Source organism: Streptomyces sp. NPDC127595 (genome assembly GCF_042671685.1).
GTDB lineage: Bacteria > Actinomycetota > Actinomycetes > Streptomycetales > Streptomycetaceae > Streptomyces.
The window spans coordinates 945,317-965,635 of sequence record NZ_JBHXWK010000002.1 but is presented as its reverse complement, the minus strand read 5'-3'; the positions used below and the strand labels follow the sequence as shown (position 1 = coordinate 965,635).

Below are 20,319 nucleotides of genomic sequence, written 5' to 3'. Positions count from 1 at the left end.
CCCGACCCCGGAGCCTCCGGAAAAACCCGTTGGCGGACCACGGCGACCACTGCTAATTTTCCGGAGGCCGTGCGAGAGAACGAGGAGGTGGTACCCGTGAACACACTATCGACATGGGTGCTTCCCTCCGGGGTCACGGTCGGGCGATAGGTCGTCCGGGAGCGCCATTCACGAGCACTCCCGAAAGGCACGAACATGCAGTTCACTTCCGAACAACGCGTCGACGACGGCGTCCTCGAACGCGAATTCACCCTCGGCGAGATCCCCGGCGCCCTGTGGACGCCTGAATCCCCCACACCGGCCCCGCTGATCCTGATGGCCCACAACAACGGCCTGCCCAAGGGGGCATCCCGGCTGGTGGCCCGTGCCCGGCACACCGCGGCGTACGGCTACGCGGTGGCCTCCATCGACGCCCCCGGGTGCGGCGACCGGCCCCGTTCCGCCGCCGACGAGCAGGCCCGCGCCGACATCCGCCGGGCGATGCAGGCCGGCGAGCCGGTCGATGAGATCTTCGAGTCCTTCATCGGCCCGCTCGTCGAAAAGGCGGTCCCGGAGTGGCAAACCACCCTGGACGCCCTGCTGACGCTGCCCGAGATCGGCGGCCCGGTCGGGTACTCGGGGTGGACCGCCGTCGGCATTCGGCTGGCAGTGGTCGAGCCACGCATCGCGGCCGCCGGTTTCTTCGCCGGGGGTTACGTGCCTCACGCCCAGCGCGAGGAGGCCCGGCAGGTCGGCATTCCGCTGCTGTTCCTCCTGCAGTGGGACGACGAGGGGAACCCCCGGCAGCGGGCCCTGGACCTGTTCGACGCGTTCGGCACCAAGGAGAAGACGCTGCACGCCAATCTGGGCGGGCACACCGGCACTCCGTGGTTCGAGGTGGAGGACGGGGGCCGGTTCTTCGGCCGGCACCTGAAGTGAGGCCGGGCCGTCAGGCCGGCAGCAGACGCTAGGCGGCGGCCAGGCTGCCGCTCATCGAGGCAAGGCCCCGGCCCTCCTCGATGAGCGGCAGCCGGCAGATGCGCTTGGGCTGACCGGCGCCATCGTGGCCATCACTGGGATTCTCGGCATCTGCTCGGACCCCGCGCCCTTCGTCGTCTGCGGCGGCGAAGTCCGCCAGGAATACGAGCTCATGGTCACCGGCCGCCCTGTCCCGGCAAGCCACCGTCAACGTCGATGGCTTGCCACGTCGCCTGGATCCACACCCCGGCAGGGCGGCCCGGGTCACTGTCAGTGGTCGGTGGCAGCATCAGTCGCATGACGGACACCACGGCATTCAACTGGCGGTCCTTCCTGCTCAGATGGAGCGGGGAGTGGGCAGATTCACTGCCGGAAGGGGAGACGGGGGGTCAGGAGGGCGAGGCCGCGCGGCAGGCGCGCTGGCTGGGGTTCCCGCCCGCGTCGGAGGAGCGGATCGCGGCCATGGAGGAGCGCCTCGGCCGACGGACGCCCCCGTCGTACCGGGAGTTCCTCAAGGTCAGCGACGGGTGGCGGCACGCGGGCGGGTTCGTGTCGCTGCTGGCGGGCACCAAAGAGGCGCACTGGCACAACAACGAGTCAGGTCTCGCGGACATGTTCGAGGAGTACCTGGACGAGGACGCCGGGCCCCAGGAGCGGAGGGAGGCGGACATCTGGCGCCGCGGGCTGCAACTCGACGTCGAGTCCGACATGACGCACGTCCTCCTGGATCCCGAAGACGTGGACGAGGACGGCGAGTGGGCCGTGTACACGTGGTCGAGCTGGCGGGCCGCGCCGCCCGAACGGCACGCGAACTTCCTTGAGTTCATGCGCGACATGTACCGGGAGTTCCACAGCCTGCGGGCGCACCGGAGCGACAGGGAGCCGGTCTTCGCCAACGACACGACGCGAAAGCTGGACGCCCTGGTGGAGGAGTCCGGGCGTCAGGCGCTGCGCGGCGACTGGGAACAGGCCGCCAAGGCGCTGGACGAGGCCAAGGGGTACGGCAGACCGCGGGCCGCAGGACTTGGTGACCAGATACGCCGTCTGCTCGGACAGACCTACATGGTGTACTTCGACGGACTGGTGACAGACCCGCAGTACGCGCGCGAACTGCTGCCACCGCTGGTCGCCGAGCACGCGGCGCACTCCTACCGGGACGATTCGACGCTGAAGTTCCAGCTCCGGGGCGCCGCCGAAGACGTCGTGTCACTGGCTTACACGACACTGGATCAGGTGCGGAACGGCACGTACGGGTACGCGCCGGCGGGGCCGTTCGGGGAAGCGGTCGCGCGGGCGCGGGAGTTGGCGCGCTGGGGAGACACCGACGAAGCATGGCGGACTCTGATAGGCAATCTTCCCTTGTGGGAGCCGCTGGGACCGGACCACCTGGCGCCGCTGGGGTGGGTGGCCGACCCTCTGCTCGGACCGCTGCTGACCCCGGAGCGGGGACGCGAGTTGCTGTCCACACCAAGGGGCGGGCAGACCGGCGAGGCACCGGCGCCGACGGCTGACCTCGACTCGAGCAGCCTGGCATGGCTCGCGGAGCCGGACCCGGGCAACAACCGCAGGTCCTACCGGTTCGTCCTGGTGGAAGGTGCGGAGCCGGAGGAGCTGCCCGGACGTCTCGGGGATGGCGACGGGGACGGGGACGGGGCCGTGCTGAACGAACCCATGACTTTCTGGGAGGCGCGCCGCAAGTCGCTGCACAGCCAAAGGGAGTTCTCGTCCTACGACGACCGGGCTGTCATGGCGGTCGGCAGGGCCGGTAACGGTTGGAGCTTCGCCTTCGACGGCGATCCTGCCCCGTTCGACCAGCGGCGCTTGGTCTCCCCAGCCGTGTCCGCCAGCGCGGGTACCCGCGCGGTGGTGGTGTGGAGCGGCCTGAGGACAGAGCACGGGGAACCGTTCTTCCACCTTTCGGTGGCCCGAGACGGTTCCGAGCAGTACGCGTTCACGTATGCGGGCGGAGAGATCCGGTCAAGCGGGGAGATACCGCAGGCGCTGGATCCGGGCCTCTTCTTCGGTGACCTGGGGGACGGGGCCGATGTGGAACGCCCGCTACTGGAAGCGGTGGCCGGGGAGTTCGGCGCGTCTCTGCCGCGTCATGCCATCGTGCACGGTCGGCTGCACACGTTCGCCGCCCGTTCCTGGACGCGGCCACCGAGGGACGGCGAGACGTACACGGTGATCCGCGCCCATTAGGCAGTCGCCCGCTCTGCTGACAGCGGGAGATCAGCGGAGAGAAGCTGCCTGCTGGATCGGCAGTCTTCCAGGGCCTGTCTATTCAATTGGAAGGGGCGCCGGACGATGTCGTGGCGGTCGAGGAGGACAACTCCTCGCACAGCCATCGGTGTCACCGCTCAATGGGCGGCGAACAACCTCTTGACGGCATTGGTTCAGGCCTTTAGCGTCTCGGCACGCAGGTTCACAAGTGAACTAGTTGTTCACCCACCTGAACTCGCCTTGTCCTCCCCCACATCACGAAGGACGGCACCATGATCCGTACAAGAGTTCTCGCGACGGCCACCGTCGCGGCCACTGTCGCCGTGGTCACCGTGTTGGGCACCTCAAACGCCGGCGCCGCAGACCCGAAGGTCGCTCCCGGCGGCAACTTCGACCTGTCGGTCTGGCAGTTGCAGGAGCCCGTGGGGTCGCCCGGCAGTCCCACCACCATATCCTCGTCCCGGCTGCAGGGCGCGAACGGCTTCCAGGACTCGTACTTCTACACGGACACCCGTGACGGAGCAATGACGTTCTGGGCGCCCGAGAAGGGCGTCACCACCCCCAACTCCAACTACGCCCGCTCCGAGTTGCGCGAGATGAACCGCAGCGGCAGCGCGGCGGACTGGTCGTTGAGCGGCAGCCACAAGTTGAGCGCGACGCTGCGCGTGGTGTCGGTGACGTCCAACGTGTGTGTCGGGCAGATTCACCTCGGCTCCGGCGGCACCTCCACCAAGCCGCTGGTGGAGCTGTACTACCGGTCGAACGGCGACATCATCGTCGGTACCGAGAACTCCCCCTCGGGCGGCCAGACACTGCACACCGTGGGCAACGTGTCGGTCGGCAAGACGTGGAGCTACACCATCGCCGTGTCCGGCGGCAACACCATCAACCTGACGGTCAACGGCAGCACCACGCACTACACGATCCCGTCGTCGTTCTTCCCGTACAAGCAGTACTTCAAGGCCGGTTCCTACAACCAGTCATCCTCCGACAGCACCACGAAGGGCGCGCGGGTCGCGTTCTACGGGCTGACCGTCTCGCACGGCTGACGGAGGCCGGGGACTGCCGGCGGCCCGGACCTGGGGCCAACAGACCGACGACGGCCCGGTGTTGCCGAAACACCGGGCCGTCCGGTCTTGTGTCAGGTGCGGTGGAGATCAGCCGGGGCGGCGACTATCCGCGTACGCCTTCCCGTCCAGTGCCGGGTTCGGGTAGCGGTCCGCGGCGGGTGTGCGGACCCGCCACAGACCTCCTGCTCAACAGGTGAGGTTCGCGCCCGGCGAGGTGTGCAGGATGTCGGTGAACCCGAGGTAGAGGTCCACCCTGTGCTGCATCTGGTCGGGGCGGCCGCCGTTGCACTCGGTGGAGCCGTTGAGGCTCCAGATCGTCTGCCCGAAGCCGTGACCACCGGTGATCGCGTCGTGCCCGGTCATCGTCCCCGGGCCGGTCTGGGTGTTCCAGTACCACAACGCGGTCATCCAGGCCACGGCCGGATCGGTCTCCACCAGCCAGGGGTTGTTGAGCAGGTCCAGGCCCAGCGCGTCGCCTGCGGCCTTGTAGTTGAAGTTCCAGCTCAGCATGATCGCACCGCGCCCGTAGTACGCGGAGGTCCCGGCCGGACAGCCGTAGGGCTGAGTGGCGTCGCAGAAGATCGGGTAGGACGCCTCGTTCTGCGCCCGGACGTAGAACAGACCGCCGGTCTCGTGGCTTATGTTGGCGAGGAAGGCTGCGGCCTCCTGTTTGCGGACGGTCCGGCTGCCGGTGCGGGCGAAGGCGGGGTACGCCTCGGTGGCTTCGAGCAGCCCGTCGTAGGTGTAGAAGGAGTTCCGGTCCGGGAACATCCGCTCGAACTGCGCTTCGCTCACCACAAATCGGGAGCCGTGCCTGGCCGGGGTGGTGGCCTGAGCGGGGGCTGTGGCCGCGAAGAGCAGTCCGCACAGCGCGGCCAGGGCGGCCATCATGGTCCTGCTCCTTGATCTGAGCACGAGTCATCTCTCCTTGGATTCACGGGAGTTAGCCGCGATGGGGGGTGATCGACTGACACGGCTACCCCTTCCCAGCGCCGCGCCGTCCTAGGCGCGCTTTCCAGCCGTGCGTCCCGCTCGGCGGCGTCCAGCCGGCTTCCAGCGCAGCTTGTCCGCCGCGCAGGCCGCCGCGTACTGGCATTCGCCTGCCGGCACGGGCGTTGCGTGCGTCTGGCCAGCCATCTTTCGGGGACAGGCCTGACCGGACCAGGTGATATGCGGGGGGGTTGTTCAGGCGCGCACCAGGTCAAGTGCCTTGTTCAGGTTGTACTCGGCGATGCCCGCCATGAACGCCCGGTCGGGAAAGTCCCCGTCGAGCAGCCGCAGCGGACCCGCCGTCAGCGAGAGACGCTGGGCGAGCATGTAGAGCGCGAGCCGGTCCTCGTCGAGTCCGTCGACCCTCAGCGGCCGGTAGGCGTCGTGCAGGCGGATCTGCAGAAAGACGTGTTCCCACTCGACGTCGAGTACATCAGGCCCTCGATATCGATCACCACAGGGTTCCCACCCCTGTCCACCAGCACATGGTCGGGCCCCAGTTCACCATGCACGACCGCGTAATGCGCCCGTGGCCGCACCGCCGCCGCGAGACCTTGCAGCCGCTCCTCCAGTCGGCCGCGGGCTCCCGCGATCCGTGGATCACGCGACGCCGCCTCGGCGAGGTCACACAGCGCACGGTCCAGGACGACCCCCTGGCAGGACGTCCCGCGCGACGTTCCATCTGCGTCCACCACGGCCACTTTGCCGTAGGCGGAGGCCCGATGCCGACCCATCGCCTCCAGCGTCTCCCCCAGCCGGGCCATGACCGGGGCAGCCGCGCCCGGGTCGCGCGCGAGCAGTTCCTCCAGGTTCTCGCCCGGGAGATCCTCGACGATCACAAGGTCCGACCGGCAGTGAACACCTTCGCGGTCGACCAAACGGATCGCCGGAACGCGGACATCCAGCGCGTCCAGCCGCGCGTGCGCGGCCTCGAACAGGCCGATCCCGAGGCCGGGCGAGAACGGGTCGGTGAGGTCGTCATCACCCTCGGCCGCCGGCCAGTAGTTCTCGGCGTCATCCCACAGGTAGGCGATCGCCGTCGTCGCATCGTCCATCACCAGGCGGTACACGCCCTTCTTGCTGCCGCCCGCGACCCGCTCAACCGCCTCCAGCCGCCGCCCACCACCCAGCGCGGCCCGCGCCGCACCCGCCAACTGCTCACGCGTCCCTGTCCTGGGTGCCACGTTCCGAACCGCCTCTCCGCCACGACAACCCGGGCACCCGGCCGGCTCGGATGAGACTCAGTCGAGACAGAACTCGTTGCCCTCGATGTCCTGCATCACGATGCAGGAATCGTTGCCGTCATACAGGAGTCGCTCGCGTACCGCGCCGAGGGGGATCAGCCGCGCGCATTCAGCCTCGAGCGTCGCCAGGCGCTCCTCCCCCACGAGCCCGGTCCCGACTCTCACGCAAAGATGCAGCCGATTCTTGGCGACCTTGCCTTCAGGGACGCGCTGAAAGTACAGCCGCGGCCCGACACCTGACGGATCGGTGCAGGCGAACCATGAACCCTGATCCTCGGGAGCCTGGGAGCCGTTGAAATCGTCCCAAGTGGCAAACCCCGTCGGCGGCGACGGAACGACGTACCCCAACACCTCACACCAGAAGCGAGCGAGACGCTCAGGTTCCGCGCAGTCGAAGGTGACTTGGAATTGCTTGATCGCTGGCATCGGCGCACCATACCAAGGGGTCTCTGTCGGTTCATTTCCCCAGGTGGATCCGCATGCTGTCGGGGGCGGTGCTGCTAGCCGCTGCGATCTCGGCGTGGATTCCGCGGCAGCACCTTGAGGTTCGCCGACGGTGTCCGAGTAAATCCGTTTGAACTGCCCGTCATGCTCTAGGCATGATCAATTCTGTGGACACCTACCTGGAGACCGAGCGCCTGACCTTGCGGCGTTTCACCTCCGCCGACGCGGACTTGCTGATCGAGTTGGACAGCGACGCCGCGGTGATGCGGTATCTGACCGGGGGCAATCCGACCGCGCCGGAGATTGTCCGCGAGCGCCACCTGCCAAGCATCATCGCCGGCTACGAGAGGTGGCACGGCGATCTTGGACTGTTCGCCGCGCACGAGAAGGACGGCGGCGCGTTCATCGGCTGGTTCTGCCTGCGTCCCGAGCCGCAGGGCCCGCCGGACGAGGCCGAACTTGGCTACCGGCTGCGGCAGGCGGCCTGGGGCAAGGGCTATGCCACCGAAGTTTCGCGGGCATTGCTGGGCAAGGCGTTCACGGGGCTCGGTGTGCGCATGGTCTGGGCTGAGACGATGGCCGTGAACCATGGTTCGCGCAACGTCATGGAGAAGCTCGAAATGACGCTCTCGGACACCATTCCCACTCCTCCCGACATGGAGATGGTCGAGGGCTCCGAGCACGGGGGCGTGCGGTACGAGATCACCAAGGAACAGTGGGAGCAGCAGTAGCCACCATACGAACGGCCGTTTCCAATTCCGTGTCTGGGGCATCGCGGTCATCGGTTCGAGTGTTGGGCCGTTCACGTGACCCCCAGGCACGAAGGTCGCACAGGGTATTGGCGTTCACCCACCCATGAACAGACGGGAATCGGCCGATCGCGCTTGGGAGCATCTCCCCCGAGGCCGACGGCCTCCAGGGCGGATCGCTCGGGGACGATGCCTACGGCGGGCCTGGAAGCCGGACCGTGACGAGGAGACCGCCGGCGGGGCGGGGGACGAGGTCGAGGCTCCCGTCGTGGGCGCGGACGATGCTGTGCACGATGGCCAGGCCGAGGCCGGCGCCGACGTGCTCGTCGGTGCGTACGCGTTCCGTTGCTCGCTGGAAGGGTTCGGTGAGGGTCGGTACCAGATCCGGCGGGAGCCGACGGCCCGTGTTCTCGAGCCGAAGCACGCTCGTGTCGCCGTGTGCCTCGGTGTGGACCGTCACGGTGCCGCCCACGGGAAGGTTGTGGACGATGCCGTTCTGGACGAGGTTCATCACCATCCGCAGCAGGAGCTCCGCGGAACCAATGGTGCGGGCCGCCCCGCCGGTGACGTCCAGCGTGATCCCGCGCTGTTCGGCGAGAGGAAGCAGCGTTTCGGCGGCCTCTTCGGCGACGAGGGAGAGGTCGACGCTCTCGCGGGTGAAGTTTCCACGGTCGCCGCGGCTGAGCAGCAGGAGGGCCTCGGTGAGGTCGATCGCTCGCGTATTGACAGTGTGCAGGCGTTCGATGAGTTCGCCCCGGTCCCGCGTGGGGTCCTTGCGGGCGACGTCGAGGAGTGTCCGCGAGATCGCCAGTGGGGTGCGCAGTTCGTGTGAGGCGTTGGCGGCGAACCTCTGCTGCTCGGCGACGTGGGACTCGAGTTGTTCGAGCATCGAGTCGAACTCGTCGGCGAGTTCACGGAATTCGTCCTGGCGGCCTTCCATCCGGATCCGGTGGGACAGCGATCCGCTCCCGGCCATCCGTGCCGCGGCTGTCATCTGTGTGAGTGGTGCGAGCATCCGGCCGGCGAGGATCCATCCCCCGACGAGACCGAACACGAGCAGGAAGAACATCGCCACGGCCGCGGCGGGGGCGAAGGTGCGCACAAGGAGGTAGCGGTTGGGCGAGATCCCGAGAAGGCCCTGGGAGTTGTCGGGCACGTAGCGCAGCAGGAACACCCAGACCACGGCCAGCAGGAGAGCGCCGGCGACGGCGAGGAATGCGGCGTAGCTGAGGGTGAGTTTCATTCGGGCGCTGAGCCCTGGGCGTCTACGCATCCGCGGTGCCCGGATCGGTGGTGTCCCTGCCGGGGACGACGGTCTCCGTAGCTGTGTCGATCCGGTAGCCGACGCCTGGCAGCGTGGCGATGATCCATGGTTCGCCGAGCCGTTTTCGCAGTGCGGAGACCGTGATGCGCACGGCGTTGGTGAGGGGGTCGGCGTTCTCGTCCCAGGCCCGTTCCAGCAGCTCTTCGGCGCTGACGACCCCGCCTTCGGCAGCGACGAGGACTTCAAGGACGGCGAACTGCTTACGGGTCAGTGCGACGTAGCGTCCCTCGCGGAAGACCTCCCGGCGGAAGGGGTCCAGCCGCAGGCCCGCGATCTCGCGGACCGGAGGCCGGGCGTACGCGCGTCTGCGGTCGAGCGCCCTCAGCCGGAGCACGAGCTCCCGCAGCTCGAACGGTTTGGTGAGGTAGTCGTCGGCACCGAGTTCGAATCCGGAAGCCTTGTCGTCGATCCGGTCGGCAGCGGTGAGCATGAGGATCGGGATGCCGCTGCCGGAGGCGACGATGTGCCGGGCGACCTCGTCGCCGGAGGGGCCGGGGATGTCACGGTCGAGGACTGCGAGGTCGTAGGAGTTGATGCTCAGCAGTTCCAGGGCGGAGTCGCCGTCGTCGGCGATGTCGGCGGCGATCGCCTCCAGCCGCAGACCGTCACGGACGGCCTCGGCCAGGTAGGGCTCGTCCTCCACGATCAGTACGCGCATGTCTGAAGCCTAGGCAGCACAACTTATCGCCGCCGTATGCAAAGACGTGAGCACACCGGATGCGCGCCTCAGCCTGCCGGTACTGGCGCGGGGCGGGGCTGGTCCGACGGTGCTTCCGCTCTGGCACGCCACCAGCGGCGCGACGCCAGCCCGGCCAGCACGGCGCCGGCGGCGTTGACCAGTACGTCATCCACGGAGGACACCCGGTCGAGCCGCAGGGCGTACTGCGCGGTCTCGACCAGGACCGAGCAACCCGCCCCGACCGCCAGGACCCGCGGCACGGACGCCAGCGCCGCGAACCGCATAGGCGCGAAAAACCCCAGCGCCGCGAAGACCAGCAGGTTGCCGACGATCCCGAGCGGCCCCATCGTGACCAGGTCCCGCAGGGGTACCAGGCTCACCCGGGCAGGAACGACGCCGGCCCCGGCGCCCGGCATCATGGTCAGCCACAGGAACGGCACCGTCGCGTGGACCATGCCCACCTCGGCCAGCGACATCCGCCACGCCGACGCGACACCGGCGGCACGCCGTCGGCGCGCCAGAGCCCACGCCACCAACGCGGCCAACGGCAGCGAGACCAACGTCATGAGCACCACACCGTTGAAGGTGTCGAAGCAGCCGTGCCAGCGCCCGGCCATGCACCTCGGAGCGGACATCACGAGCGGCCCGCGCACGACGAACGCGGCGCCCGCCAGGCCGAGGATCAGCAAGCCGAGGAGCACGATCCTGCGCGTGTGGCGGGACGGTGCTGACGGGGACGCTTTGTGGGTCATGCCCTCCATTGCAGGCGTACGGCCGTTGCGGCGGCGTATGCGATTTTCGATACGCCCGCGACACACGGAACCCCGGCAGCAAGGAACTGGCGCAAACCGGCAGTGAGTTGGTCCGGCCACTGGTGATCGCGCCGGCCCGGCCAGTGCCGCGGCGAGGGCGCCGTCGCCCCCCTCAAGGCCTGGAAGTCCTGACCGCGCTGCGGTGCAGCCCCTCCCCGGTGATGGCAATGGTGCAGGCCATCCCTGTTCTCCAGCACGTCGAGTACGCGACCTACCGAGGACGAGGAACGCTCTGCCATGCCGACCGGCCCTGGTGATGAGTTTTCGCGCCCGCACCCGTCACATCTACGACGGGACACGACGAGGCGGAAGGATGACGTGATGAGTGCGGACACGCGGCTGGAGGAGCTGGGCGTGAGCGGGCTGGGCGTGAGCGGGCTGGGCGAGATCGACGAGCCGGCGTTCTCGGGGCTGGCGGAACGGCACCGGCGGGAGCTGCACGTGCACTGCTACCGGATGCTCGGGTCATTCGAGGACGCCGAGGACACCGTGCAGGAGACGTTCCTCCGTGCCTGGCGGCGGCGGGAGACCTTCGAGGGGCGGTCGACGTTCCGGGCCTGGCTGTACCGGATCGCCACCAACGCCTGCCTGGACCTGCTCGCCAAGTGCCGCCCGGAGCCTGCGACCGGCGGCGAGGTGCTGTGGCTGCAGCCTTACCCGGACCGGCTGCTCGACGAACTGCCCGCGGGCGACACGGACGAGCCGGAGACCGTCGCCGTCGCGCGGGAGACGATCGAGCTGGCGTACCTGGTCGCCGTCCAGCACCTCGCGCCGCGCCCACGGGCCGTGCTGATCCTGCGGGACGTCCTCGGCTGGCCGGCGAGGGACGTCGCGGAGCTTCTCGGGGACTCCGTCAACTCCGTGAACAGCGCGCTGCAGCGGGCCCGCGCCGGCATGCGGGAGCACCTGCCCGCCGAGCGGCAGGACTGGACCGGCGGCGAACTGGACGCCGGAACGCGCGAGCTGGTGCGCCGCTTCACCGACGCCAGCGTGGCCACGGACATCCCCAGGATCGCCGCACTGCTGCGGGACGACGTCCGCTGCTCGATGCCGCCCACGCCGGGCCTGCACGTCGGCCGCGACGCGGTGGTGAACGACTGGATCGAGGACGGCTTCGAGGGCATGAAGGGCCTGCGCGCCATGCCCACCTCCGTGAACCGACAGCCCGCCGTCGCCTTCTACCTCTGGCAGAAGCGGGAGGGCGCGTACCTGCCGCTGACGATCGACGTCCTGCGCGTCGCCGGCGGGGCGATCACCGACATCGTCATCTTCCACGACGACCAGTTCCCGCGGCTCGGGCTGCCGGAGCGCCTGCCGGCGGACGGCACGGAGTAGTCCCGGTGCGGACACTCGCGCTGCGCGGTGGCGCGGTGGCGCGGTGGCGCGCGGGTCGCGGTGGTCGCGGCGGAGTGGTGCGACGCGCTCGGCGTCGTCACTCGCGGGCGGGTGCAGCTGGAGCTGCGCGACGGCGAGCCCGGGCCGGTTCTCGGACGCGACGCCGGGTTCTGTGTCTGCGGCACCGGCGTCCGCGCCCTGCTCAACCCCGGCCGTCGCACGGCGAGGATACGCATCGCCACGCCCAGGGCCAGGACCGTCACATGCCAGTCAACACCCGTAAGCCAGTTGCCGAATGATGGAGGAACGACATGAACAGCATGAATGAAGCCGGGGTCGTCGCAGGCCCGGCGTCGGGCCGGCCAGGCCACACCCACCGACTCCGCGGGCCCGTCGGCACCGGCTTCATCGCCACGCTCGCAGCGGTGGTGGCCACCACCCTTGCCGCGACGCTTGCCCAGGCCATTGGCGTCGACTTCGAGGTCCCCGATGGTGGCGAGACGATCCCGTTGTCCGGGTTCGCCGTGGTGACCGGCTTCTTCTCGGCCGTGGGCACCGTCATTGCCGTCGCTTTTCGTCGTTGGAGCGCTCGCCCCGCCAAACGATTCGTGTGGACGGCAGTATCACTGACCGCGATCTCGCTGGTCCCGCCCCTCCTCTCCGGGGCAAACACCGCCACCACCACCGCCCTCCTCGGGCTGCACCTCATCCCTGCGACGGTGTTGATCCCCACCTTGGCGCGGAGCCTCCGCCTCCGGACCGATTGACGGTCCCGCAGAGGCCACCTTGCGAAGAAGACCAACGCCACCCGCTTCTGACGGGGCGCACGCGGTACCCCGGTCAGATCACGCAGTTGGGCTTCCGGGGGCGCGGGAGGGTTCGGCGGATGGCGTCGCGGAGCCAGTGGTGGGCAACGTCGGCTGTGTGCCGGGGGTGCCAGGCCATGCCGATGGTCAGTGGTGGCAGTGCCAAGGGGATGTCGAGGAGGCACAGTCCGAGGGCGGTGGCGTCGTCGGTGAGGGATGAGGGGGCAGCGCCGGCGGGAGCGGCAGGTACGAGGCAAGCGGCCTTCCCGGCTGAACGCCATAATTCCCTCGGCTCCCCACCCGTCCGGAGGTGGCTTCGCTCCTTACTGGTGGTCGTATCCCATATCCACCTCGTCCCCACACCATCGCCAACGCTGAGGAATCGACCGTCCGGGCTGAATGCCAGTCCTCCCATGGCGCGGAAACCTGGGTCGGTCAAAGTGCGCTGGACCTTTCCGGTGGCGATATGCCACGCGAACCACTGTGCTTTCTGCCTCAGGGACATTCCCCGTTTCACCTATGGCAGCCACGCTGCCATCCTCGGCGTTGAACTCCAGCTTCCAGACTGCGCTGGGGCCATCCGCGAGGGTCAGGACATGCCGGAGACGGCCGGCAACGAGGCTCCGCAGCTCTACCGCACCCGTTTCGTCAACGGCGGCCAGCAGGCCGTCCCTGGGGCTGAGTTCCAGATTCAGCGGGCCAGGCTGCCCAGGCATCTCCTTGAGGCGGCGGGCAGTCGTGTCCCAAACGCATACTCCCTCACCCCCGTGGCCAGAATCCCGCCATTCCGGCTATAGGTTGCTGAAGTCGCCGGACAGTGTTCCGTGCTTTGCCGGCGTCGACGTCCCATTCACGGATCGTCGCATCGTCGCCTCCGATGGCCAGGAGCGGCCGTCCGGGCTGCCTACTCGCGGCACCTATTGAGGGTTGGAGCCGGGGGAACTACGGTCCCGCGTCATCGTCCGTGCTCCGCACCGATGTTGGCACAACCATTCGGCGGGACCGACGGTCTCATGGGTGAACAAGCGCCAACGGGGGGCGACGTCGCGGGATCCACGCGGCACCCCCGTACACAACGGGGAGCAGTCATGAAGACAGGCACGTATCTCAAGATCGCGATCGTCGCGGCGTTGACGGCGGCCACCGTCGCCGTCGCCCCGGCCGCGGGTGTAGCGGCGGAAAGTGCGGCTTCTGCCGCGTCGGCGCCGGGCAGGGCCTCGGCTCCGGCCTGGCACACCTCTCTGGCGGGGACGCTCTCGGACAATTCCGCACTCTTCGACATCGCGTCGGTCGGTCCGAACGCCGCCTGGGCGGTGGGAGTTCAGTACGTCGACAGCGTCGGCCAGGGCGTCATTTTGAACTGGAACGGCAGAACCTGGCAGGAGCAGTCCGCCCCCGGGCTGCCGACGACCGGTGTGTGGCACGCCGTCGATGCGGTGTCGGCGCACGACGTCTGGGCCTACGGCTGGGACCAGCAGGGCGAGACCCTGGCCCACTACGACGGCAAGCGGTGGACCCAGGCGCCGCTGCCTGCGGAGAAGGGCTACGGCTTCGCAAAGCTCGCCGCCGTCCCCGGCAAGGTCTGGCTGGTGAGCGACACCGCGATCAACACTTACACCCACGGTGCCTGGCAGAGCACGCCCCTCCAGGCCGGCGTCACCATCGGCGCGATTGACGCGCGGACCTCCCGTGATGCCTGGGCGGTCGGGCAGTTCGCGCACGTCGGCCAGCCGAGCCGGTCCGTGCTCCTGCACTGGGACGGCAGGTCATGGACCGATGTCGCGCCGGCCGCCGGCAACCTCCGGGCGACGGCCGTGTACCAGGAGTCCGCCCGCAGCGTCTGGGTCACCGCTCTCACCCCGTACGTCGAGGACGAACCGCAGCAGACCAAGGTGCTGCACTGGGACGGCGTCAGCTGGCACGACGTCACCGGACCGGTCGACGGGCTGTGGGCCAATGCCATCACCGGGGACGGCAAGGGCACCGTCTGGGTCTCGGGCGACCCCTACGGCTACGCAGGCACCGCCCTCTACTGGCGCCTGCGCAACGGCGTCTGGACCTCCGTCGCGGGCGACGCCGTCCCCGGCGGCAAGACCCAGTCGTACGACATCGAGGCCCTCGCTCCCACCGGCCGCACCGGGCAGTTCTGGTCCGTCGGCTATTACGGACTGATCACCGGGGAATCCACCTCCGCCCAGTACGAGCTGATCCAGCGTTCGACTCGCTGAACCCGTCCCTGGGCCTGGCCTGGCGCCGACGCTCGGCTGGGGTTTCCCAGCCGAGCGTTCCGCGTGAGCGTCTCTTGACTTCGGCGGATCGTGCCGTCCGCACTCCCCCGTGCGCGGACGGCAGCCGGAACACGCCAACTTGGCTCGGCGGCAGACGAGTTGCCGCCCGAGGAAAGGGGAGCTGGAGCGTGCCGACGACGTCGTGATGTGCGGCGTACGTTGTCCGAACCACCACATGTCCGGACGCTGATCGTGAGACCGGTTGGGGAGTTCGACGTAGGTGCGGGAACCGTGGGCATCTGTGACATCGACGCTGACACCGGTCCAGCGTGCGACGCTGCAAGATCACGCGACTCCGCAACGGCCCTGCGCCGGGACCTGCCATGCTGAGCGGGTTCGATTCGATCCTCACACCTTGGAGGTTCTGATGCGTACAGGCGTCGATGTCGCTGCGCAGCCCGGTGTGGAGGATCTCGCTGTGCGGGCCGAGGAGTTGGGCTTGCACAGCTTCTGGATCAACGACACCCCGATGGTCCACGGTGACCCCTTCGTCGCCCTGAGCCTGTGTGCGAAGGCCACCAGCCGCATCAGGCTCGGCATCGGCGTGACCTCACCGGCGCTGCGCTCGGCCCCCGCCGCCGCGAGCGGGCTCGCCAGCCTCAACGCCCTGGCACCGGGCCGGATCATCTGCGGAGTCGGCACCGGAAACACCGCTCGGCGCACCCTGGGCATGCGGCCGACCACGGCGGCCAGGCTGGAGAGCTTCACCGTCGCACTGCAGGACCTGTGCGCCGGCCGTTCGACCGAGTACCGCGAAGGTGACCGGGTCCGCGACATCCGGTTCCTGCACGCCGGGGCGCACGTGAACACCGCCGACCCGATCGAGTTCGTCGTGGCCGCGCTGCTCGGACCGAAGGCCGCCGCCGTCGCCGGCCGCCGCGGCACCGGCCTCATCTCCTTCGGCCTGCTGGACCCCACCGCCTGGCACACACTGCACGACACCCGCCGCGACGCCGCCCAAGGCACACCCCACGGCCCCGACTCCCACACGGACTCCCGGGCGGACTCCTACGTGGTCACCGCGCTCCACCTACTCGACGAGGACGAGGACCCCCACGGCGACGCGGCCCGCGACGCGACGGGCCACCTCGTCCTGTCGCTGCTGGCCTTCGCCGCCGACACAGCAGCCGACACACCCGCCCTCGCCGAGCAACTCGGCCCCGAGGAACGCGAGGCGGTTCGGCAGCTCCTGGACCGGCGCGGCACCACCCCCACCGCACCGGACCGGCACACCAAGCTCTACCCCAACTACCTCGGACGCATCGCACCGCAGGACCGGGACCTCGTTCTGCCCTCACTGATGAACACCCTGGCCCTGGTCGGCACCCGCGACGACCTCCTCGCCCGCATCACCACCCTGGAACAGGCCGGCGTCGACGAACTCCTCATCCAGCCGGTGATCGACCCGCCCACCGAGATGGCCCAGCTCGCGAAACTCCTCACCTGAACCGACCCACACGTCCTCCTGCGAAGATGGAAAACAGGCAGGCGTGACGTCGTGCGGACCCACTCCACGGCGGGGTGTCGCCACAAATCCCGTACGTGCTCATGCACTTGAAGCACTTCGAGCCCGGGCACACGGCCGCAGCGCTGCCCGTGCCCCTCGGCACACCCCGCCGTCACCCGTTGCCGGCGCGGTGAGTCGGATCCGATGCCGTCTCCTGTCGGCGATGCGCGGTGGCCCCTCCTGCCGCCGGCCCGGCGCGGCGGATCCGCTCCGGATCACGCCGTACTGGGTTCACCCTCGTCAGCCCAGCGGGTACGCGATGGCACGACCGGTTCGAGGAGACGTCGTGGTGTGTTGATCGCGTTGGAGAGGGGATCGTCGTCGGAGGCGGCCGGATCGAATCCTGGGCCGGGTTCGATCCGGATCTGCGGCACCGGGATCACCGAGCCGCAGTCCTGGCAGCGCCCCTCGCGGTCGAGGAGGCCCCCGTCCTGATCGTGACGCAGGGCACGCTTGACTCCGGCCGGCGAGTAGAACGCATCTCCCCAGGTCATCAGAGCGCGCATGATCGGCCACAGCGCGAGGCCCTTGTCGGTCAGGCGGTACTCGACGCCCGTGGTCGCGTCCTCATCACGGATGAGCACGCCTTCTTGCACGAGGGACTTCAACCGGTTGGCCAGGACCGCACGGGGGATCTTGAGCTGAGCGGCGAAGTCGCCGAACCGGCGCACCCCGTAGAACGCGTCACGGATGATCATGAGCGTCCAGCGCTCGCCGACGATCTCCAGGGTGCGCGCCAGCGAGCAGTTGTCATCCGCATACGTGCTGGGGAGTGTCATGCCTCCGATCCTACTCTCCCGGTTCACTCATTGAACTAGCCCGTGCTACGGTTCTCACCTGGGCGGTTCAGTCAGTGAACTGCCCGGATGAGGTCTGAGGAGGCCACATCGTGTACCAGTTCCTTGTTTCCTTCACCGTCCAGCCGGAGCACCGCGACGACTTCGTGCGGGCAGCCCAGAAGACCGCGCGGGACTCCCTCGCGAACGAGCCCGGATCCCAGCGGTTCGAGGTCCTCGCGGACGAGGAGAACCCGGATGTCTTCTACCTGAACGAGGTCTACACAGACGTCGACGCATTCACCGCCCACGCCGGCGGACCGCACTTCGCCGCGTTCTTCGCCGAAGCCAGCGAATACGCCCAAGGCCCCACGTGGCTCATGAAGGGAAACCTCGTCGGCGACAAGGCAGCGGCCTGAGCTGGACGAGGACGAGAGAGGCGGGGCGGGGCGAGACACACCGAGCCAGGCCGAGCGAGCGCACCACCCGCGCCGCCACCGCGCTGTCAAAGGGATGACGGGCGGGGTCGACGTCGTCCCGGACCAGTTCGCGACGCCAGAGCCCGGAAATCACCCGCGCGAGACTGCCATGCCCACACTGCGGCTGGGCACGTGCATTTCTGCGGAGTTCGAAGGAGGTAGAACTCCCCGGTGCGGCGGCGCGCGGCGGTGTCCTCAGCCCGTCGCGTCAGCCCGATAGGGGCGGAAGAAGTCACGCAGTTCCTCCGCGTAGAGCTCGGGCTCCTCGAACGGTGCGAAATGACCGCCGCGCGGGGGCTCCGTCACACGTACGACGTTCGTCGTGCGCTCCAACCAGGCCCGCGGCGGACGGACGACGTCGCCGCGGAAGAGCGAGAAGCCGGACGGCACCTCGACCCGCCGGGCGAGCTGGGCGGGCGGGATCGCGGCGTTCGCGTGGTACATGCGCATGGAGGAGCCGATCGTCCCCGTGAGCCAGTAGAGCGTGACGTTCGTGAGGATCTCGTCCTTGGTGAAGCTCCGTTCGATGTCACCGTCGCAGTCGCTCCACGCCTGGAGCTTCTCGACGATCCACGCGGCGAGACCGGCCGGCGAGTCGGTGAGCCCGACGGCGGCGGTCTGGGGCTTCGTGCGGTGCATGGCACCGTACGCGCCCTCGCTCGCGCCCCAGACCGCGACCTCGTCGAACCAGGCGCGCTCCTCGGGCGTGAGATCGGCCGGGTCGCCGGTGAAGACGGGCAAGCCCCCGTCCGTACGGTGGACGGCCACGACGCGGTCGGCATGGTCGAGCGCGAGGTAGCGGCTCACGTGGCTGCCGATGTCCCCGCCCGCCGCGCCGAACCGCGCGTACCCGAGGGCGCCCATGAGTTCGGCCCACAGGCCGGCTACGGCGATGGAGTCGAGCGGCGGGCCGGTGGGGCTGTCGGAGTACCCGTAGCCCGGCGCGTCGGGCACGACCACGTCGAACGCGTCGGAGGGGTCGGCGCCGTGCGCGCCGGGATCGGTCAGGAGCGGGATGACCTTCGAGTAGCGCCAGAACGAGTCCGGCCACCCGTGACTGAGGACCAGCGGCAGGACGGGGCCGGTCGGCGCGACAGCCCGGGCGTGCACGAAGTGGATCCCCAGGCCGCCGAGCCGGGCGCGGAAGTGAGGAAGCTCCGCGAGCGCCGCCTCCTGCGCAGGCCAGTCGAAACCGTCCGCCCAGTAGGCGACGAGCTCACGAAGGTAGGCGGTGTCGGTTCCGAGCGACCACCCGGCGTCCTCCGGCATATCCGGCCAGCGTGTCGCGCGCAGCCGCGCGCGGAGGTCCTCGAGCGCCGCGGGCGTGGTCTGCAAGGTGAACGGCTCCAGGCGAGGCGATACGTCCGACATGGCACGCATGCTAACGCGGCGGAGCCGGCCACCGTAGCGGGGCCCCTACGCCCGACTCACGCGGCGCGGTGGACGCGTATGCGTATGCCTGTGCGCAGACGCACGCGATGAGCACAGGCGGCTGCGGCAGGTCATCCGCCCGCGTGGGTGGGTGGTGCGGATGCGCGGCTAGCCGGTCAGGCCGAAAGTGACCCGGTAGTAGCAGGCGCCCTTGCACGGCATCGTCGCCTCGTCGTCGAAGGCGTACGAGTAGGCGTACGGTGCGGCCTTCTTGAACACCTGGGTGTAGTCGACCGGCCACTTCGAGGGGACACAATTCTCGCGGCCCGCCCACTCGTTGAGGCAGCAGTACGTGTCGCCGCCGAACGCCGCGCAGGGTGGTTTGCAGCCCACGATCTGGCCGCCCGAGAGCGCCTGCATCTGGCGGGGACAGTCGACCTCCGTGGTGCAGACCCCCTTGTAGCAGCCATCGGGGCTGACCGGGTCGGTGGTGGAGGTGTGGGAGATGTTGATGTACATGGGCAGGTTCGAGCCGTCGACCATGCTCACGTCGTAGAAGTCCATGCCGGCGTACGCGTCGAAGGTGAACTCACCCAGTGTGGTGGGCGGGTTGGGTCCGTCGCAGACGCTGGTGCAGTCTCCGGTCGCGCAGAAACCCGCTGCCGTGGACGCGCATCCCGTCCGGCCCCAGATGCGTCCACCCCAGTCGTTCGCCACGGTCACCGACATGCTCTGGCCCGGCCTCAGTTGGCGGCCTTCCGGATAGACCGGAGTGTTGGTGGCTACCGCCCAGACCGTCTTGTCGGTGCGGTTGACGACCGTGATCAGGCGTTTGCCCGCCGGCGCGGTCGACGGCTGCTGCGTGGACGTACCGGCTCCTCCCGTCGCTTTGTTCCCGTCGGCCGCCGACGCGCTCGCCGTGGCGGAGGGAGAGGGACTGCGGCGAGGCGACACCGACGGGGAGGGCGAGATGCTTGGTGTACGAGACGGGGACGCGCTGGCCTTTGGCGGTACGGCGGCGATCTGCGGGTCCGCCGCGGAAGTGCCGTTGGTGTCCGACGGTGGCCACGCGCTGTACGTGATCAGGATCGCGGCGGCCGTCGCGAGGGCCGCTGCCCCGGCGTACCACCAGCGCTGTCGCCGAGATCTCGCGCCGTGTCGACTGCGTCCTCGTGCCATTCTTGTGCCTTCCTCGTGCTCTTCGGGTTGCGTACGCACGTACCGGTGACCGTGTCGGCGGCAGCCTGACAACACAAATCTCAAAT

17 protein-coding genes and 1 pseudogene are annotated in these 20,319 nt (G+C 69.0%); 9 read left to right on the top strand and 9 right to left on the bottom strand.

Going from position 1 to position 20,319, the window contains the following annotated elements; all coding sequences use genetic code 11:
* Positions 1-195 precede the first annotated feature (195 nt).
* From ACFVKT_RS10825 to ACFVKT_RS10815, 3 genes are all read left to right on the top strand, one after another.
* Positions 196-918 carry a dienelactone hydrolase family protein gene (locus ACFVKT_RS10825; RefSeq protein ID WP_385729806.1) on the top strand — a complete coding sequence of 241 codons (723 nt, stop codon included), beginning with the start codon at positions 196-198 and terminating at the stop codon, positions 916-918.
* A 336-nt stretch (positions 919-1,254) separates the two neighbouring features.
* Positions 1,255-3,159 (top strand): SMI1/KNR4 family protein, encoded by a 1,905-nt coding sequence (locus ACFVKT_RS10820; RefSeq protein ID WP_385729804.1) that lies wholly within the window; start codon positions 1,255-1,257, stop codon positions 3,157-3,159.
* 293 nt (positions 3,160-3,452) lie between these two features.
* On the top strand, positions 3,453-4,229 hold the full coding sequence (locus tag ACFVKT_RS10815; protein WP_385729802.1) for a polysaccharide lyase family 7 protein: 777 nt from the start codon (positions 3,453-3,455) through the stop codon (positions 4,227-4,229).
* A gap of 207 nt (positions 4,230-4,436) precedes the next feature.
* On the opposite strand, the gene ACFVKT_RS10810 is transcribed toward ACFVKT_RS10815, so the two are convergent.
* The 3 genes and pseudogenes from ACFVKT_RS10810 to ACFVKT_RS10800 form a co-directional block, all read right to left on the bottom strand.
* On the bottom strand, positions 4,437-5,141 hold the full coding sequence (locus ACFVKT_RS10810; protein WP_385729800.1) for a chitinase: 705 nt from the start codon (positions 5,139-5,141) through the stop codon (positions 4,437-4,439).
* A 294-nt stretch (positions 5,142-5,435) separates the two neighbouring features.
* Positions 5,436-6,310: pseudogene (locus tag ACFVKT_RS10805) on the bottom strand (phosphotransferase family protein).
* A gap of 171 nt (positions 6,311-6,481) precedes the next feature.
* On the bottom strand, positions 6,482-6,910 hold the full coding sequence (locus ACFVKT_RS10800; protein WP_385729797.1) for a VOC family protein: 429 nt from the start codon (positions 6,908-6,910) through the stop codon (positions 6,482-6,484).
* Positions 6,911-7,083: 173 nt separating this feature from the next.
* Between ACFVKT_RS10800 and ACFVKT_RS10795 the strand changes: the two genes are divergently transcribed.
* Positions 7,084-7,659, top strand: coding sequence for a GNAT family N-acetyltransferase (locus ACFVKT_RS10795; RefSeq protein ID WP_385729795.1), 576 nt, complete (start codon positions 7,084-7,086; stop codon positions 7,657-7,659).
* Positions 7,660-7,870: 211 nt separating this feature from the next.
* Here the strand turns inward: ACFVKT_RS10795 and ACFVKT_RS10790 are convergent, their stop codons facing one another.
* The 3 genes from ACFVKT_RS10790 to ACFVKT_RS10780 form a co-directional block, all read right to left on the bottom strand.
* The gene (locus ACFVKT_RS10790) at positions 7,871-8,950 is read right to left on the bottom strand and encodes a sensor histidine kinase (protein WP_385729792.1); all 1,080 of its coding nucleotides are present in this window, start codon (positions 8,948-8,950) and stop codon (positions 7,871-7,873) included.
* Positions 8,943-9,659 carry a response regulator transcription factor gene (locus ACFVKT_RS10785; protein WP_385729790.1) on the bottom strand — a complete coding sequence of 239 codons (717 nt, stop codon included), beginning with the start codon at positions 9,657-9,659 and terminating at the stop codon, positions 8,943-8,945. The genes ACFVKT_RS10790 and ACFVKT_RS10785 overlap by 8 nt, the downstream gene beginning before the upstream one ends.
* Positions 9,660-9,727: 68 nt before the next feature.
* Positions 9,728-10,432 (bottom strand): VanZ family protein, encoded by a 705-nt coding sequence (locus ACFVKT_RS10780; RefSeq protein ID WP_385729788.1) that lies wholly within the window; start codon positions 10,430-10,432, stop codon positions 9,728-9,730.
* A gap of 381 nt (positions 10,433-10,813) precedes the next feature.
* On the opposite strand from ACFVKT_RS10780, the gene ACFVKT_RS10775 reads away from it, so the two are divergent.
* From ACFVKT_RS10775 to ACFVKT_RS10760, 4 genes are all read left to right on the top strand, one after another.
* Complete coding sequence (locus ACFVKT_RS10775) at positions 10,814-11,827, top strand: RNA polymerase subunit sigma-70 (RefSeq protein ID WP_385729786.1); 1,014 nt, start codon at positions 10,814-10,816, stop codon at positions 11,825-11,827.
* A 311-nt stretch (positions 11,828-12,138) separates the two neighbouring features.
* Positions 12,139-12,594 carry a DUF6069 family protein gene (locus ACFVKT_RS10770; RefSeq protein ID WP_385729784.1) on the top strand — a complete coding sequence of 152 codons (456 nt, stop codon included), beginning with the start codon at positions 12,139-12,141 and terminating at the stop codon, positions 12,592-12,594.
* 1,127 nt (positions 12,595-13,721) lie between these two features.
* On the top strand, positions 13,722-14,861 hold the full coding sequence (locus ACFVKT_RS10765) for a hypothetical protein (protein ID WP_385729782.1): 1,140 nt from the start codon (positions 13,722-13,724) through the stop codon (positions 14,859-14,861).
* Between the two features lie 427 nt (positions 14,862-15,288).
* Entirely contained in the window at positions 15,289-16,368 is a 1,080-nt protein-coding gene (locus ACFVKT_RS10760) for an LLM class flavin-dependent oxidoreductase (RefSeq protein ID WP_385729780.1), read from the top strand.
* A gap of 275 nt (positions 16,369-16,643) precedes the next feature.
* Here the strand turns inward: ACFVKT_RS10760 and ACFVKT_RS10755 are convergent, their stop codons facing one another.
* Positions 16,644-17,207, bottom strand: a complete 564-nt coding sequence (locus ACFVKT_RS10755; protein ID WP_385729778.1) for a winged helix-turn-helix transcriptional regulator — start codon at positions 17,205-17,207, stop codon at positions 16,644-16,646.
* Between the two features lie 110 nt (positions 17,208-17,317).
* Here ACFVKT_RS10755 and ACFVKT_RS10750 point away from each other — a divergent pair, with 110 nt between their 5' ends.
* Positions 17,318-17,623 (top strand): putative quinol monooxygenase, encoded by a 306-nt coding sequence (locus tag ACFVKT_RS10750; RefSeq protein ID WP_385729775.1) that lies wholly within the window; start codon positions 17,318-17,320, stop codon positions 17,621-17,623.
* 255 nt (positions 17,624-17,878) lie between these two features.
* Here ACFVKT_RS10750 and ACFVKT_RS10745 read toward each other — a convergent pair whose 3' ends face one another.
* Together ACFVKT_RS10745 and ACFVKT_RS10740 are read right to left on the bottom strand one after the other, a co-directional pair.
* Positions 17,879-19,054, bottom strand: a complete 1,176-nt coding sequence (locus ACFVKT_RS10745) for an epoxide hydrolase family protein (protein ID WP_385729773.1) — start codon at positions 19,052-19,054, stop codon at positions 17,879-17,881.
* 168 nt (positions 19,055-19,222) lie between these two features.
* A complete protein-coding gene (locus ACFVKT_RS10740) occupies positions 19,223-20,233 on the bottom strand; it encodes a thaumatin family protein (protein WP_385729771.1) in 1,011 nt (336 codons plus the stop codon).
* Positions 20,234-20,319 lie beyond the last annotated feature (86 nt).

Bases quoted from the DNA above. Each gene is read 5' to 3' on its own strand.
- ACFVKT_RS10825 (WP_385729806.1), top strand. From the start codon at position 196: ATGCAGTTCACTTCCGAACAACGCGTCGACGACGGCGTCCTCGAACGC.
- ACFVKT_RS10820 (WP_385729804.1), top strand. From the start codon at position 1,255: ATGACGGACACCACGGCATTCAACTGGCGGTCCTTCCTGCTCAGATGG.
- ACFVKT_RS10815 (WP_385729802.1), top strand. From the start codon at position 3,453: ATGATCCGTACAAGAGTTCTCGCGACGGCCACCGTCGCGGCCACTGTC.
- ACFVKT_RS10810 (WP_385729800.1), bottom strand. From the start codon at position 5,141: ATGATGGCCGCCCTGGCCGCGCTGTGCGGACTGCTCTTCGCGGCCACA.
- ACFVKT_RS10800 (WP_385729797.1), bottom strand. From the start codon at position 6,910: ATGCCAGCGATCAAGCAATTCCAAGTCACCTTCGACTGCGCGGAACCT.
- ACFVKT_RS10795 (WP_385729795.1), top strand. From the start codon at position 7,084: ATGATCAATTCTGTGGACACCTACCTGGAGACCGAGCGCCTGACCTTG.
- ACFVKT_RS10790 (WP_385729792.1), bottom strand. From the start codon at position 8,950: ATGCGTAGACGCCCAGGGCTCAGCGCCCGAATGAAACTCACCCTCAGC.
- ACFVKT_RS10785 (WP_385729790.1), bottom strand. From the start codon at position 9,659: ATGCGCGTACTGATCGTGGAGGACGAGCCCTACCTGGCCGAGGCCGTC.
- ACFVKT_RS10780 (WP_385729788.1), bottom strand. From the start codon at position 10,432: ATGACCCACAAAGCGTCCCCGTCAGCACCGTCCCGCCACACGCGCAGG.
- ACFVKT_RS10775 (WP_385729786.1), top strand. From the start codon at position 10,814: ATGAGTGCGGACACGCGGCTGGAGGAGCTGGGCGTGAGCGGGCTGGGC.
- ACFVKT_RS10770 (WP_385729784.1), top strand. From the start codon at position 12,139: ATGAACAGCATGAATGAAGCCGGGGTCGTCGCAGGCCCGGCGTCGGGC.
- ACFVKT_RS10765 (WP_385729782.1), top strand. From the start codon at position 13,722: ATGAAGACAGGCACGTATCTCAAGATCGCGATCGTCGCGGCGTTGACG.
- ACFVKT_RS10760 (WP_385729780.1), top strand. From the start codon at position 15,289: ATGCGTACAGGCGTCGATGTCGCTGCGCAGCCCGGTGTGGAGGATCTC.
- ACFVKT_RS10755 (WP_385729778.1), bottom strand. From the start codon at position 17,207: ATGACACTCCCCAGCACGTATGCGGATGACAACTGCTCGCTGGCGCGC.
- ACFVKT_RS10745 (WP_385729773.1), bottom strand. From the start codon at position 19,054: ATGTCGGACGTATCGCCTCGCCTGGAGCCGTTCACCTTGCAGACCACG.
- ACFVKT_RS10740 (WP_385729771.1), bottom strand. From the start codon at position 20,233: ATGGCACGAGGACGCAGTCGACACGGCGCGAGATCTCGGCGACAGCGC.